Genomic DNA, 14,211 nt, shown 5'->3' on the forward strand with positions numbered 1-14,211 from the left:
CACAGTGACAGCGAAGCCGGACCCGTCCTCGTTCGACCTGGCGTCGGTCGAATGGACGGTGTCCAAGTACAGCGGCGGCGGCGGGAACTGCGTGCGCGTCGCCGTCAAGGACGGGTAAGTCCTGATCGGTGACTCGCAGAACCCCGATCGCCTACCCCATGTCTTCACCCTGTCCGAGGCCAAAGCGTGGCTGCTCGGCGCGAAGGACACGGACTTCGACTTCCTGCTCGATCTGTGATCCCGTCCTGAAGCACCGCACGACAACGGGCCGGCCCCACGGCAGATGGGGCCGGCCCGAACGTTTCTGCCCGCTGCCGGATCCAGTGGAAGGGCCAGCGGGCATCGCCCATGTGGTTGTTGGCCTCCCCGTCCGAAGCGCTGGGTGTAACGAAGCCAACGTGGCGGTCCTTCGGGGACCAATCCTGGGGACCACGTCCGAGACCGATTTGGGGACCAACTCTGGGGACCAGTGTGCAGTGCATGCAGTTTCCGGGTGCTGGACACGGCTGAAGGATCCTCTGGCGGCGATCCTCCGAGTTATTTTTTCGAGTACATCGGTGAGATCGACGCCGAGGTTCGGGCCAACCAGCGCCTCCGCAAGGTGCTCTCCGAGGAAGCGCCTGCCATCCGGGACGCCGTCGTCGATGGCATCGCCTTCGCGCTGGAGCGTCGTCCTCGGCAGCACCGTGGAACTCGCTACGACTGCACTGCGCCCCCAGGACGGGCACCCGTGGCTGCACGGCGGTGGGGCGAGGAGGCCGACATCACCTCCAACGGGGCCCGTCCACATGATCACTGCTTGCTGCCAAATCTGAAGGAAGCGCTGGCGCGCGGTGCACAGGGTCTTCCGCGCGTGGCTCGATCCGTCCGGAACCTATTGGTCTACGGCAGGCAGATACCCACGCCGTCACCACTGCCCTGGGGACCATTTGGGGACCACACGGTGCTCGCGACCCTGAACAGCACGCGCGCGGACACACGCCTCGCACCCTAGTTCTGCCTGATATGTGCAGGTAGTTCCTATGACCCTCACTCCTGGGGGTCAAGGGGTCGCAGGTTCAAATCCTGTCGTCCCGACGGTGCGAAGGGTCTTCGCAGGCGAGAGCCTGCGGGGGCCCTTTTCGCGGACTGCGGTTCCGGATCTCGGGCTGGAGCATGCCGCTCATCCTCGGAGGTCAACTGTCGCCCGGGCCGACCCCGGCTCGATCGCCCCGTTGAGCAGGAAGCACGACCGAGAGGAACAACGCGCGTGAGTGAATGGCAGCTGACCCGAACATTCCGCAGCACCTCCGGAGACGTGCGCTGGGACAGCCTCGGACACCCCGGCCAGGATCCGGTCGTGCTCCTGCACGGCACTCCCTTCTCTTCCTATGTCTGGCGCGCCATCGCCCGCTCACTCGCCCGCCGTCACCAGGTGTTCGTGTGGGACATGCCCGGTTACGGAGCATCGGAGAAGTGCGCTGGACAGGACGTCTCCCTGGCCGCCCAGGGCAAGGTCTTCACCGCACTCCTGGCCCACTGGGGCCTGGAAGAACCGCTGGTGGTCGCCCATGACTTCGGCGGTGCCGTCTCCTTGCGGGCGCATCTGCTGCACGGCGCTCACTACCGCGCACTTGCCCTGGTCGACCCCGTCGCACTGGCGCCATGGGGGTCCGCGTTCTTCCGGCTCGTCGGCGAGCACTCCGAGGTGTTCGAGCAACTGCCACCTGCGCTGCACCACGTCCTGGTCCGCGAGTACATAAGCTCGGCCAGCAGTCCGGGCCTGCACCCGGCAGTGCTCGAGGAGCTCGTTCGGCCCTGGCTCGGCAGCCTCGGCCAGGCGGCCTTCTACCGGCAGATCGCTCAGGCCGACCAGCTCTACACGGATGAGGTTCAGGACCGGTACGGCGAGATCGGCATCCCGACGCTGGTGTGCTGGGGACAGGACGACACCTGGATTCCGGTGGCGAAAGGACAGGAGCTCGCCGCCCGCATCCCGGGCGCGTGACTTGAGCCGATCACCGGCGCGGGCCACCTCGTCCAAGAAGACGCACCCGCCGAGCTCGCAGCCGTTCTCATCGCCTTCCTCCAGCACTCCCGCTGACCCCTGACAATCTGGTGAACCTTCCCGGTCGGAGCCCCGGCCGACGTGATCGGCCGGGGCAGCAAACCGCTGGGGCCGATTCGGGCTTCGCCGTGGTTGCTTCGAAGGGTGCGTGAGCTCCGGTTGCACGAACAGGTCGCGACGACGCGAGGCGTATGGGTGGCGGTGAGGGGGCAGTGCCACCCCTGTCCAGTCGGCGTTCTGTCTGCCGGATCCTTGACCCCCGCTCGCCCCTCCACGATGCTGTGTTGCGGCACATGAGATGAGTGCCGTAATGAGCAACATCGACTCAGGTCTCGTACCAGCCGAGGAGTGGCCATGACTCACCAGGTCCGTGCTGTCGTCGCGCGGGGGAAGGGCGCCCCCGTCAGCCTGGAAACGATCATCGTCCCCGACCCCGGCCCGGGCGAGGCGCTGGTGAAGATCGAGGCCTGCGGGGTCTGCCACACTGATCTGCACTATCGCGAGGGCGGCATCAACGACGACTTCCCGTTCCTGCTGGGGCACGAGGCCGCGGGTGTCGTGGAGTCGGTGGGGGCGGGCGTCACCGATGTCACCCCAGGTGACTTCGTCATCCTGAACTGGCGTGCCGTCTGCGGGCAGTGTCGGGCCTGTCGGCGCGGACGACCGCAGTACTGCTTCAACACCCGCAACGCGAAGCAGAAGATGACCTTGACCGACGGTACCGAGTTGTCTCCGGCCCTGGGCATCGGCGCGTTCTCGGAGAAGACGCTGGTGGAGGCGGGGCAGTGCACCAAGGTCGACCGGGCGGCATCGGCGGCCGCCGCCGGACTGTTGGGCTGTGGAGTGATGGCGGGCATCGGCGCGGCCATCAACACCGGCAACGTCGGACGCGGAGACAGCGTGGCGGTCATCGGCTGTGGCGGGGTGGGGAGCGCGGCGATCGCCGGTGCGCGGCTCGCCGGGGCAGCCAAGATCATCGCCGTCGACATCGACGAGCGGAAACTCGAAACCGCGAAGAAGATCGGCGCGACCCACACCGTGAACTCCAAGCAGGGCGATCCCGTGGAGGCGGTGCGCGAGCTGACCGGCGGCTTCGGCGCCGATGTGGTGATCGAGGCGGTCGGCCGTCCCGAGACGTACCAGCAGGCCTTCTACGCGCGCGACCTGGCGGGCACGGTCGTCCTCGTCGGCGTACCGACCCCGGAGATGAAGCTCGAACTGCCGTTGCTGGACGTCTTCGGCCGGGGCGGCGCGCTGAAGTCCTCGTGGTACGGCGACTGCCTGCCCTCCCGCGACTTCCCGATGCTCATCGATCTCTACCTGCAAGGCCGCCTGGATCTGGACGCCTTCGTCACGGAGACCATCGCACTGGACGATGTCGAGAAGGCCTTCGAGCGCATGCGCGGCGGCGACGTCCTGCGCTCGGTGGTGGTCTTCTGATGGCCGGCCTGGCCGGTGCCCGCATCGAACACCTCGTCACATCGGGCACGTTCTCGCTGGACGGCGGCACCTGGGACGTCGACAACAACGTCTGGATCATCGGCGACGACACCGAGGCCGTCGTCATCGATGCCGCGCACGACGCCGAGGCGATCGCCGAGGCCCTCCGCGGACGCACGCTGCGGGCCATTGTGTGTACCCACGCCCACAACGACCACATCGAGGCGGCTCCCGAACTCGCCGACCGTACCGGTGCTCCGATCCTGCTCCACGGCGACGACCTGCCGCTGTGGAAGCAGACCCACCCGGATCGGTCACCCGACGGTGAACTCGCCGACGGGCAGATCGTCACGGTGGCCGGTGTCGAGCTGACCGTGCTGCACACCCCCGGTCATGCCCCCGGCGCGGTGTGCCTGTACGCGCAGGGCCTGAAGGCACTCTTCACCGGTGACACGCTCTTCGCGGGCGGACCGGGGGCGACGGGACGCTCGTACAGCCACTTCGGCACGATCGTCGACTCGATCCGGGACCGGCTGCTGACCCTGCCGGGCGACACGGTCGTATACACCGGCCACGGGGAGACGACCACCATCGCCGCCGAGGCCCCGCACCTTCAGGAGTGGACCGACCGCGGATTCTGACCGCTGCCGACCGCGCGGCGGCCTCGTCCCCACTCGTTGACGTCTCGGCACTCGATGACGTTGACCGCGATGCCGCCGCGCGAGGTCTCCTTGTACTTCACTTTCATGTCGGCACCGGTCTCGCGCATCGTCTTGATGACCTTGTCGAGCGAGACCACATGCGTGCCGTCGCCGCGCGGCGCCGTCCGCGCGGCATTGATCGCCTTGACGGAGGCAAGGGCGTTCCGCTCGATGCAGGGGATCTGGACCAGGCCTCCGACCGGGTCGCAGGTCAGCCCGAGATCGTGCTCCATGCCGATCTCCGCGGCGTTCTCGACCTGCTCCGGCGTGCCGCCGAGCGCCTCGGCGAGACCAGCGGCGGCCATGGAGCAGGCCGACCCGACCTCGCCCTGGCAGCCCACCTCGGCCCCGGCGATCGACGCGATCTCCTTGAACAGCGCCCCCACCGCGCCGGCGGCGAGCGGAAGCGGACGCCCCCGTCCTCGTCGGCCCCGGGAACGAAGCGCGTGTAGGAGCGCAGCACCGTGGGCACGCTCCCGGCCGCACCGTTGGTGGGCGCGGTGACCACGCGACCGCCCGAGGGGTTCTCCTCGTTGACGGCCGGCGCGAAGAGATTGACCGTGTCCATGATGTGCAGCGGTCCACATCCTGGGAGTCCTCGGCCAGGCTGCGCAGCAAGCAGCCCGGTGACGAAGAGACGGGCGGCCTTCGTGGGTCCCACGGTGTGGGAGTTCGACGGACCGATCCCACCTTGAGCAGGTCGAAGACGCTGATCGCCGCGCCGGCTCCTTCATGCGGTGTGTTGTCTATGGCGCAAAGCGTTGCGTAAAAAGCAACATTCAACAAGGGGTCGGCCTGTCCTCTGGATGCCTTGACAAGGGTTTGGGGCCGCCCTCAAACTGACGTTGCGCTTACCGCAATCCGTTTCGCTATACGCACCGAGGTGTCATGATGATTCCCGCGTGCCTTCTCGTGGATCTGCCGCGAGGCGAGGCCTACCGGCTCGACATCGATCCGCCGGTTTCGGTGTTCCATACCGATGACGGCGAGGTCTTCGCCATCGACGACACCTGCACCCACCAGGACGCCTCGCTCGCCGACGGCTGGCTGGAGGGCTGCGAGGTGGAATGCCCGCTGCATGCTTCGAAGTTCGACCTCCGGACCGGAGCCGTCGACGCTCCGCCGGCCAAGCGTCCGGTCCGCACGCACGCGGTGCTCATCGAGGGCGGCATGATCTACGTCCGGCCGTCCACGGAGGCACCCAACCTGCCGCCCTGTGTTGCGTCCCGGCTTGCCGGAGGCCCCGCGTGAGGACAGTGGCCGTGGTGGGTGCCTCGCTGGCCGGTCTGTCGGCGGCGCGCTCGTTGCGGAAACAGGGGTACGACGGGCGGCTGGTCGTCATCGGCGACGAACCGCACCGCCCGTACGACAGGCCGCCGCTGTCCAAGGAGTTCCTGGCCGGTGACATCGGCGAAGCCGATCTCGCGCTGGAGTCGGACGACGAGGACCTGCGAGCCGAGTGGCTGCTCGGCGCCCGCGCCACCGGACTCGACGCCGACGGAACGGACCGTGTTGTACGGCTCGCCGACGGCCGGGAAGTCCGGGCCGACGGAATCGTCATCGCGACCGGCGCGGTGCCCCGGACACTGCCTGGCACCGACGGTTTGGTCGGAGTGCACACCTTGCGCACCCTGGACGACGCCCGCGCCCTGCGGGACGAACTGGCCCTGGGCGGACGGCTGGTGGTGATAGGCGGCGGATTCATCGGCGCCGAGGTCGCCTCCACGGCGTACGCCCTCGGACTCGACGTGACGGTGGTCGAGGCGGCGTCGACGCCGCTCGCCGGACCGCTCGGCGAGACCATGGGCGGCGTCGTCTCCGCCCTCCACGCGGACCACGGCGTACGGCTGTTGTGCGGTGTGGGAGTCAAGGGACTGAGCGGCGAGACCCGGGTCGACGCCGTCCTGCTGGACGACGGTCGCAGTATCCCCGCCGACATCGTCGTCGTCGGGGTGGGCGCGCGCCCCTGCGTCGAGTGGCTGGAAGGATCCGGCGTTGTCCTTGACAACGGCGTCAAGTGTGGCGCGGACGGGCGCACCAGCCTGGCCGGTGTCGTCGCCGTCGGAGACTGCGCCTCCTGGTACGACCACCACGCAGGGGTCCACCGCCGCGTCGAGCACTGGACCGGTGCGCGGGAGCGGCCCGACGCGGCCGTGGCCACGCTGTTGTCCTGGGGTGCGGCGGAACCGGGTGTGCCCCGGCCGCCGTACTTCTGGTCGGAGCAGTACGGCGTGAAGATCCAGTTCGCCGGTCATTCGGCCGGTGCCGACAGTGTGATCGTCGAGGAAGGCGCCGCGGGCGACCGCAGTTTCCTCGCCGTCTACCGGCGTGCCGGGCATCCGGTGGCCGTGCTCGCGATGAACCAGCCGCGGCTGTTCATGCGTTGGCGCAAGCAGCTCGCCGCCGCGACATCTTGACACCGGCGACGCGGCATTTCATGCTGCGGTTGCGTATAGCACGCAGCGTTGCTCCATACAAAACGCCGCCGTCCGGAGTCGCTCTTCCCGGCGCGTGAATGACCGATCCACGACGTTCTCCGAGGAGTGCACTGTGACCTCGACCAGCCTGCCGGACAGCCTGATCGCAACCCTCCCGGGCTCCTCCTATACGGATCCGGGGATCTTCGCCCAGGAGCAGGAGCGCATCTTCGAAACGATGTGGTTCTGCGCCGTGCGCTCCTCGGCTCTGGCCAGGCCCGGCGCCTTCCGGACCGTCGAGGTGGGCCGCGAGAGCATCCTGATCACGCGCGCACGGGACAACTCCATACGCGCCTTCTTCAATGCCTGCCGGCATCGCGGAGCCAAGCTCTGCACGGAGGAGACCGGCGAGGTCAAGCGCGCCTTCCAGTGCCCCTACCACGCTTGGACGTACGACCTGACGGGCAAACTCGTCGCCGCGCCCAACCTCACCAAGATGCCCGACGTCAGCCGCACGGAGTACGGCCTGGCGGGCGTGGCGACCCATGAGTGGCTCGGCTATGTGTGGGTGTGCCTCGCGGAGAACCCGCCTCCCTTCGAGGAGGCCGTGCAGGACGTCGTCGCACGCCTCGGCGACACCGAGTCGATCGAGCACTACGACATGGAGAACCTCGAGGTCGGCAAGCGGATCATCTATGACGTCAAGGCGAACTGGAAGCTGATCGTCGAGAACTTCATGGAGTGCTACCACTGCGCCACGATCCACCCCGAACTCACCGAGGTACTCCCGGAGTTCGCCGACGGGTACGCTGCTCAGTACTACGTGGGTCACGGCGCGGAGTTCGGCGCCGACGTCAAGGGCTTCACCATTGACGGCTCCGAGGGACTGGACCGCATTCCGGGGGTCTCCGAGGAGCAGGACCGCCGCTACTACGCGATCACCGTCAGGCCGCAGGTGTTCATCAACCTCGTCCCCGACCATGTGATCTTCCACCGGATGTACCCGGTCGCCGCGGACCGCACGATCGTCGAGTGCGACTGGCTCTACCTCAAGCACGTCGTCGAAAGCGGCAAGGATGTCAGCCGGTCGGTGGAGCTCTTCGACCGCGTCAACCGGCAGGACTTCGACGCGTGCGAGCGCTGTCAGCCCGCGATGAGCTCCCGGTTGTACGCCAAGGGCGGTGTACTGGTGCCCAGCGAGCACCACATCGGCGAGTTCCACGACTGGGTCCAGGAGCGTCTCAGGACAGGGCGGTCGCAGTAGCGGCGGTTCTCGGCAGGTCGACGGCGGTGGCTGCAGGTGCCGCCGGCGGCGGCACCTGGGCGCTCAGCCCAGGTGCCCCATCCGATGGCTGATCTCCTCCGCGCCCTTGACCAGCACCGGAGCGAGCTCGTGCATGCGCTCCTCGGTGAACCGGTATGCGGGGCCGGAGGCGCTGAGTGCCGCGATGACCTCTCCGTCCCGGTCGCGGACCGGCGCGGCCATGGCGTGGAGTCCGACCTCCAGCTCCTCTACGGTCCAGGCGTAGCCACGCTCCCGAGCCTCGGCGAGATTCTTCTCGAGCTTCGTCTTCGAGGTCAGGGTGTGCGGGGTCACCTTCTTCAGACCGGCCTCGGAAAGTAGCGCGGCGCGCTGCTTGGTGGGCATGTGGGCCAGGAGGATCTTGCCGCTGGACGTGGCGTGCAACGGGGTCAGCTGGCCGACCCAGTTGTGCGCGGTGACGGCCCCCGGGCCGCGTACCTGGTAGAGGTTGATCGCGTAGTGCTCCTGCATCACGGCGATGTTGACGGTCTCGCCGATCTCCTCGGCGAGGCGCTCGCAGACCGGGCGGCCCTGCTGGGTGATGTCGATGCGTCCCGTGACCCCGCCGGCCAGGCGTACGATGCCGAAGCCGAGGCGGTACTTACCGCGCTCGCCCGCCTGCTCCACCAGACCGCGCGCCTCCAGGGCGCCGAGCAGGCGGAACGCGGTCGACTTGTGAACATCGATCTCGGCGGCCACCTCGCTGACGCCGGCCTCGCCGCGCTGGGCCAGGATTTCCAGCACGCTGATGGCGCGGTCGACGGACTGAACCCCGCCGGACTGCGAACCTGTCGTTTCGGTATCTGGACTGTAGTTGCTCACAGCGAAACTATACGCGCAGTAAACAACAGCAGTGCAAGGGGCAGCGTCGAAACGCAGACCTTGCAAGTTGCGTTGATCGCAACCTAGTGCGTATAGCGATACTCGTACTAGCATGCCACGCGTATCTACGGCGCGAGCGAGACGAGGCACCATGGCTCCCCTGCAATACGACTTCGTCATCGTCGGCGGTGGATCCGCCGGCAGCGCACTGGCGAACCGACTCTCCGCCGACCCGGGCAACCAGGTGCTGGTCCTGGAGGCCGGTCGGCCCGACTACCCGTGGGATGTCTTCATCCACATGCCCGCGGCGCTGACCTATCCGATCGGCAGCCGGTTCTACGACTGGAAGTACGAGTCCGAACCCGAGCCCCACATGGGCGACCGGCGCATCTACCACGCGCGCGGCAAGGTGCTGGGCGGTTCCAGCAGCATCAACGGCATGATCTTCCAGCGCGGCAACCCCATGGACTACGAGCGCTGGGCCGCCGATGCCGGCATGGAGTCCTGGGACTACGCGCACTGTCTGCCGTACTTCAAGCGGATGGAGAACTGTCTCGCGGCCGACCCCGACGACGAGTTCCGCGGCCACGACGGCCCCCTCGTCCTCGAACGCGGCCCGGCCTCCAACCCGCTGTTCACCGCCTTCCTCAAGGCCGTCCAGGAGGCGGGTTATCCCCGCACCGACGACGTCAACGGCTATCAGCAGGAGGGCTTCGCCCCCTTCGACCGCAACGTCCACCGAGGACGCCGTCTGTCGGCCTCGAAGGCGTACCTCAAGCCCGCGAAGAAGCGGCCCAATCTCACCGTCATCACCCGCGCCCTGGCCACCCGCGTCCTCTTCGAGGGCAAGCGTGCTGTCGGTGTCGAGTACCGGCGGCGCGGCAAGGTCCAGCAGGTGCGCGCCCGCGAGGTCATCCTCTGCGGCGGCGCGATCAACTCCCCTCAGCTGCTGCAGCTCTCCGGCGTCGGCAACGCCGAGGAACTGGGCGCGCTCGGCATCGACGTCGTCCACGACCTCCCGGGCGTCGGCGAGAACATGCAGGACCACCTGGAGGTGTACATCCAGTACGCCTGCAAGCAGCCCGTCTCCATGCAGCCGTACATGGCGAAGTGGCGCGCCCCCTTCATCGGCCTGCAGTGGCTGTTCCGCAAGGGCCCCGCCTCGACCAACCACTTCGAGGCCGGCGGCTTCGCCCGCAGCAACGAGGACGTGGACTACCCCAACCTGATGTTCCACTTCCTGCCGATCGCGGTCCGCTACGACGGCTCCTCGCCCGCCGGCGGGCATGGCTACCAGGTGCACGTCGGGCCCATGTACTCCGACGCCATCGGCTCGGTGAAGATCAAGAGCAAGGACCCGAACGAGCACCCGGCCCTGCACTTCAACTACCTGTCCACGGAACAGGACCGCCGCGAGTGGGTCGAGTCGATCCGCGTCGCCCGCAAGCTCCTCAACCAGCCGGCGCTGGCCCCGTACAACGACGGGGAGATCTCACCGGGCCCGTCCGTGGAGAGCGACGAGGAGATCCTCGCCTGGGTCGCCAAGGAGGGCGAGACCGCCCTGCACCCCTCGTGCACCTGCAAGATGGGCACCGACGAGATGTCCGTCGTCGACCCCACCAACATGCGCGTACACGGCGTGGAGGGACTGCGTGTCGTCGACGCGTCGGTGATGCCTTATGTCACCAACGGCAACATCTACGCGCCGGTGATGATGATCGCGGAGAAGGCGGCCGACCTCATTCTGGGCAGGGAGCCGTTGGCCCCTTCCAAGGCCGCGTACTACCGGTACCGCGACGCCCAGAAGCAGGCCGGGTAACCCTTGTACGGCGAACACTTCCGGGCGCTGCTGGCGAGCGTCCGCTACGAGGTGCTGCCCGCGAAGGCGACCGAGGACAAAGTCCTGGCCCATGTCCCGCGCGACGTCGTCGTCACCGTGACGGCGTCGCCGGTCAAGGGCCTGGAACCGACGCTCGACCTCGCCACCCGGCTCACGGCGCACGGCTGTCGCGTCGTCCCGCACGTGCCCGCGCGGCTGCTGCGGGACGACGCGCACCTGAAGGATGTCGTCGACCGGCTCCGGGAGGCGGGCGTCGACGACGTCTTCGTCCCGGCGGGCGACGCCGATCCGCCGGTCGGCGCCTACGACGGGGCGCTACCCGTGCTGCGCAGGCTGAGCGAGCTGGGCAGCCCCTTCGAGCAGGTCGGGATCACCGGTTATCCCGAGAGTCACCCGATCATCCACGACGACCTCACCATCCAGGCGATGTGGGACAAGCGCGCGCACGCCACGTACATCGTGAGCAACCTCTGCTTCGACCCGCGCGTGCTGGGTGACTGGGTCGGCCGGATACGCCGCCGCGACGTCACCCTGCCCGTCCACGTGGGCGTCGCGGGGCCGGTGCAGCGGGCGAAGCTGCTGTCCATGGCGGCGAAGATCGGGGTGGGAGAGTCGACGCGCTTTCTGACCAAGCACGCCTCGTGGTTCCTTCATTTCGCGGCACCTGGCGGTTACTCGCCCGAGCGGCTGCTCGCCCGTTCCGCGGGCGCGCTCTCTTCTCCCTCGGCGGGGGTGGCCGGCCTGCACCTCTTCACCTTCAACCAGATCGCCGAGACCGAGCGGTGGCGCTGCGCTGTGCTTGACCGGTTGGGCGGCTAGGCCCGCACTTCGCAGGTCGCCGAGAAGGTTCGCCGTAGCGACCTCCGGGCCTCCGATCTCGACCGATCCGGACCGGCACGGCTCTCGCCGCTACGGTTCCGATCGACAAGCAATCAGCTATGACCGCTTGATCTTCACGATCGGGTGACCTGCGAAGTACGAGGCTAGGGAGCCGGCCTGCGCCCCAAGAGCCGGCGTCAGAGGCCGTATACAGCGATGGGCGGGCCGGATTCCGGTCCGCCCATCGCTCGTGCTCGGCTCAGCGGAAGACAACCGTGCGGTTGCCGTCCACCATGACGCGGCTCTCGCTGTGCCACTTCACCGCGTGCGCGAGCACCTGCGCCTCCACGTCCCGACCGACCGTGACCAGCTCGTCCGGATCGAGGGAGTGGTCCACCCGGACCACGTCCTGCTCGATGATCTGCCCCTCGTCGAGGTCCGGCGTCACATAGTGCGCCGTCGCGCCGACGAGCTTCACCCCGCGCTCGTACGCCTGCTGGTAGGGGCGCGCACCCTTGAAGCTGGGGAGGAAGGAGTGGTGGATGTTGATGGCGCTGCCCTCCAGTTGTTTGCACAGGTCGTCGGAGAGGATCTGCATGTAACGGGCCAACACCACCAGGTCGATGTCCAGCTCGTGCACGAGCTCCAGCAGGCGCGCCTCGGCGTCGGTCTTGGTGTCCTTGGTCACCGGGATGTGGTGGAAGGGGACACCGTAGGTCTCCGCCAGTCCCTCGAAGTCCTGGTGATTGGAGACGATCGCGGGGATCTCGATGTTGAGAGCGCCGGTGCGCCGACGGAAGAGCAGATCGTTGAGGCAGTGGCCGAACTTGGACACCATGATCAGCGTCCTGGTCGGGGTCGAGGCGTCCCGGAGGGTCCAGGAGATCCGGTAGGCCTCGGCGACGGGACCGAACCGGTCACGCAGATTTTTCAAATCGGCGTTTGGATCGGAAACGTCGAAGTGGACCCTCATGAAGAAACGGCCCTTGAGTCGCTCATCGAACTGCTGGCTCTCCAGGATGTTGCCGGAGTTCCTGACGAGAAAGCCGCTCACGGCGTGGACCAGTCCGGCGCTGTCCGGACACGAGAGAGTGAGGACGTACTCACGGCCAGGATGCGGTCGAGGGGACATGTGCAGCCTCCGTCGGTGCGTATTGCACAACATGGTGAGCGATACGCAACATGGTTGAGCTATGCGCGGCTTGTGGTCAAGAGCGGCCGCGCAACTGCCCGCATGGTGAAATCGTCATCTGCCAACCCCTTGACGTATGTCCGCACATTCGCCAGGGTGTTCCACCACAAGCAATACGGTGCACGATGCGCAACGGAATTCGCTCGAAGGGCTCCACACGTGGCAGACCTGTATGTGGACGGAGAATGGCGCGATGCGGTGGCCGGAGGCCACCGGGAAATCCGCTGTCCCGCTGACGGCACGCTCGCCGCGACCGTGGCGGAGGGGACGCGTCCCGACACCGAGGCCGCGATCGCCGCGGCCCGCCTGGCCTTCGACGAAGGACCCTGGCCGCACACCCCCGAGCGGGAGCGCGGTGCGCTGCTGCTGCGCACTGCCGACCTCATCGAGCGCGACGCCAAGGAATTCGCCCGCGCCGAATCGCTGGACACCGGCAAGCGACTGGTGGAGAGCGAGTACGACATCGCCGACGTTGTCTCCTGCTTCCGCTACTACGGCGGGATCCGGGGCACCGATGCCGGCCGGGTGATCGACACCGGCCGCGACGACGCCGTCAGCCGCGTCGTCTACGAACCGGTCGGCGTCTGCGGGCTCATCACCCCCTGGAACTACCCGCTGCTCCAGGCGTCCTGGAAGGTCGCGCCCGCCCTGCTCGCGGGCAACACGATCGTCCTCAAACCCAGTGAGCTCACCCCCTCCACCTCGATCCTGCTGATGCGGGTACTCGAGGAGGCCGGGCTTCCTGCCGGCGCGGCGAATCTCGTCCTGGGCACCGGGCCCGAGGTGGGTGCACCGCTCTCCGAGGACCCGGCCGTCGACATGGTCTCCTTCACCGGGGGCCTGGAGACCGGCAAGCGCATCATGGCCACCGCCGCCTCGACCGTGAAAAAAGTGGCGCTGGAACTCGGCGGCAAGAACCCCAACGTCATCTTCGCCGACGCCGATTTCGAGACGGCCGTGGACTTCGCCCTCACGGCCGTCTTTCTGCACTCGGGACAGGTCTGCTCGGCCGGCGCCCGTCTGATCGTCGAGGACTCCCTCCATGACGCCTTTGTCGACGAGGTTGTCCGCCGTGCCCGGCAGATCCGCCTCGGCGGTCCCTTCGACCCTGAGGCCGAGACCGGAGCGCTGATCTCCGCACAGCACCTGGAGAAGGTCGAGGCGTACGTCGCGGTGGGCCTCGCCGAAGGCGCCGTACTGCGCTGCGGCGGCGAGCGCCCCGGTGACCCCGCACTGGCGAACGGCCACTACTACCCGCCCACCGTGCTCGACGAGTGTCGGCAGGACATGCGTGTGGTGCACGAGGAGTCCTTCGGACCCGTACTCACCGTGGAGCGCTTCCGCGACGAGGACGACGCCGTACGCATCGCCAACGACACGGAGTACGGACTCGCCGGAGCCGTCTGGACGCAGGACGCCGGAAAGGCCCAGCGGGTCGCCCGGCGGCTGCGTCACGGCACGGTGTGGATCAACGACTACCACCCCTACGTGCCGCAAGCGGAATGGGGTGGCTTCGGGCACTCGGGCGTGGGCCGGGAGCTGGGACCGACCGGCCTGGACGAGTACCGAGAGCCCAAGCACATCTGGCAGAACATCCAACCCCGGCCGCAGCACTGGTTCCGCGGCTGAA

At 67.8% G+C, this 14,211-nt stretch carries 11 protein-coding genes and 3 pseudogenes; 10 read left to right on the forward strand and 4 right to left on the reverse strand.

Annotated elements, in window-relative coordinates; genetic code table 11:
• Positions 1-4 precede the first annotated feature (4 nt).
• The 4 genes and pseudogenes from OG390_RS44990 to OG390_RS45005 all read left to right on the forward strand — a co-directional run bounded on the left by OG390_RS44990 (position 5) and on the right by OG390_RS45005 (position 4,128).
• Positions 5-118: a DUF397 domain-containing protein gene (locus OG390_RS44990; RefSeq protein WP_406176101.1), complete on the forward strand. Its 114-nt coding sequence runs from the start codon at positions 5-7 to the stop codon at positions 116-118.
• Positions 119-1,249: 1,131 nt separating this feature from the next.
• Positions 1,250-2,083 (forward strand): annotated as a pseudogene (locus OG390_RS44995) (alpha/beta fold hydrolase).
• A gap of 318 nt (positions 2,084-2,401) precedes the next feature.
• Positions 2,402-3,487 carry an S-(hydroxymethyl)mycothiol dehydrogenase gene (locus tag OG390_RS45000; protein ID WP_406176103.1) on the forward strand — a complete coding sequence of 362 codons (1,086 nt, stop codon included), beginning with the start codon at positions 2,402-2,404 and terminating at the stop codon, positions 3,485-3,487.
• Positions 3,487-4,128, forward strand: coding sequence for an MBL fold metallo-hydrolase (locus OG390_RS45005; protein WP_406176105.1), 642 nt, complete (start codon positions 3,487-3,489; stop codon positions 4,126-4,128). Before OG390_RS45000 ends, OG390_RS45005 begins: the two co-directional genes overlap by 1 nt.
• A gap of 47 nt (positions 4,129-4,175) precedes the next feature.
• Here OG390_RS45005 and OG390_RS45010 read toward each other — a convergent pair.
• Positions 4,176-4,741, reverse strand: a pseudogene (locus tag OG390_RS45010) (L-serine ammonia-lyase, iron-sulfur-dependent, subunit alpha); the annotation flags it as partial.
• A gap of 72 nt (positions 4,742-4,813) precedes the next feature.
• Positions 4,814-4,873 (reverse strand): annotated as a pseudogene (locus OG390_RS45015) (hypothetical protein); the annotation flags it as partial.
• A gap of 203 nt (positions 4,874-5,076) precedes the next feature.
• Between OG390_RS45015 and OG390_RS45020 the strand changes: the two are divergent.
• The 3 genes from OG390_RS45020 (at position 5,077) to OG390_RS45030 (ending at position 7,869) form a co-directional block, all read left to right on the forward strand.
• Entirely contained in the window at positions 5,077-5,439 is a 363-nt protein-coding gene (locus OG390_RS45020; RefSeq protein WP_406176106.1) for a bifunctional 3-phenylpropionate/cinnamic acid dioxygenase ferredoxin subunit, read from the forward strand.
• Positions 5,436-6,605, forward strand: coding sequence for an NAD(P)/FAD-dependent oxidoreductase (locus OG390_RS45025; RefSeq protein WP_406176108.1), 1,170 nt, complete (start codon positions 5,436-5,438; stop codon positions 6,603-6,605). Before OG390_RS45020 ends, OG390_RS45025 begins: the two co-directional genes overlap by 4 nt.
• A 133-nt stretch (positions 6,606-6,738) precedes the next feature.
• On the forward strand, positions 6,739-7,869 hold the full coding sequence (locus OG390_RS45030) for an aromatic ring-hydroxylating dioxygenase subunit alpha (RefSeq protein ID WP_406176109.1): 1,131 nt from the start codon (positions 6,739-6,741) through the stop codon (positions 7,867-7,869).
• A 63-nt stretch (positions 7,870-7,932) separates the two neighbouring features.
• Here OG390_RS45030 and OG390_RS45035 read toward each other — a convergent pair whose 3' ends face one another.
• On the reverse strand, positions 7,933-8,730 hold the full coding sequence (locus OG390_RS45035) for an IclR family transcriptional regulator (RefSeq protein WP_406176111.1): 798 nt from the start codon (positions 8,728-8,730) through the stop codon (positions 7,933-7,935).
• Between the two features lie 151 nt (positions 8,731-8,881).
• On the opposite strand from OG390_RS45035, the gene betA reads away from it, so the two are divergent.
• Both betA and OG390_RS45045 read left to right on the forward strand, forming a co-directional pair.
• Positions 8,882-10,549, forward strand: a complete 1,668-nt coding sequence (betA, locus tag OG390_RS45040) for a choline dehydrogenase (protein WP_406176113.1) — start codon at positions 8,882-8,884, stop codon at positions 10,547-10,549.
• 3 nt (positions 10,550-10,552) lie between these two features.
• Positions 10,553-11,389 carry a 5,10-methylenetetrahydrofolate reductase gene (locus OG390_RS45045; RefSeq protein ID WP_406176114.1) on the forward strand — a complete coding sequence of 279 codons (837 nt, stop codon included), beginning with the start codon at positions 10,553-10,555 and terminating at the stop codon, positions 11,387-11,389.
• A 259-nt stretch (positions 11,390-11,648) separates the two neighbouring features.
• On the opposite strand, the gene purU is transcribed toward OG390_RS45045, so the two are convergent.
• Complete coding sequence (gene purU, locus OG390_RS45050; RefSeq protein WP_406176115.1) at positions 11,649-12,521, reverse strand: formyltetrahydrofolate deformylase; 873 nt, start codon at positions 12,519-12,521, stop codon at positions 11,649-11,651.
• 219 nt (positions 12,522-12,740) lie between these two features.
• Between purU and OG390_RS45055 the strand changes: the two genes are divergently transcribed.
• Positions 12,741-14,210, forward strand: coding sequence for an aldehyde dehydrogenase family protein (locus tag OG390_RS45055; protein ID WP_406176116.1), 1,470 nt, complete (start codon positions 12,741-12,743; stop codon positions 14,208-14,210).
• Position 14,211 lies beyond the last annotated feature (1 nt).

The sequence above is a fragment of the Streptomyces sp. NBC_00996 genome (genome assembly GCF_045162675.1).
Lineage (GTDB): Bacteria > Actinomycetota > Actinomycetes > Streptomycetales > Streptomycetaceae > Streptomyces.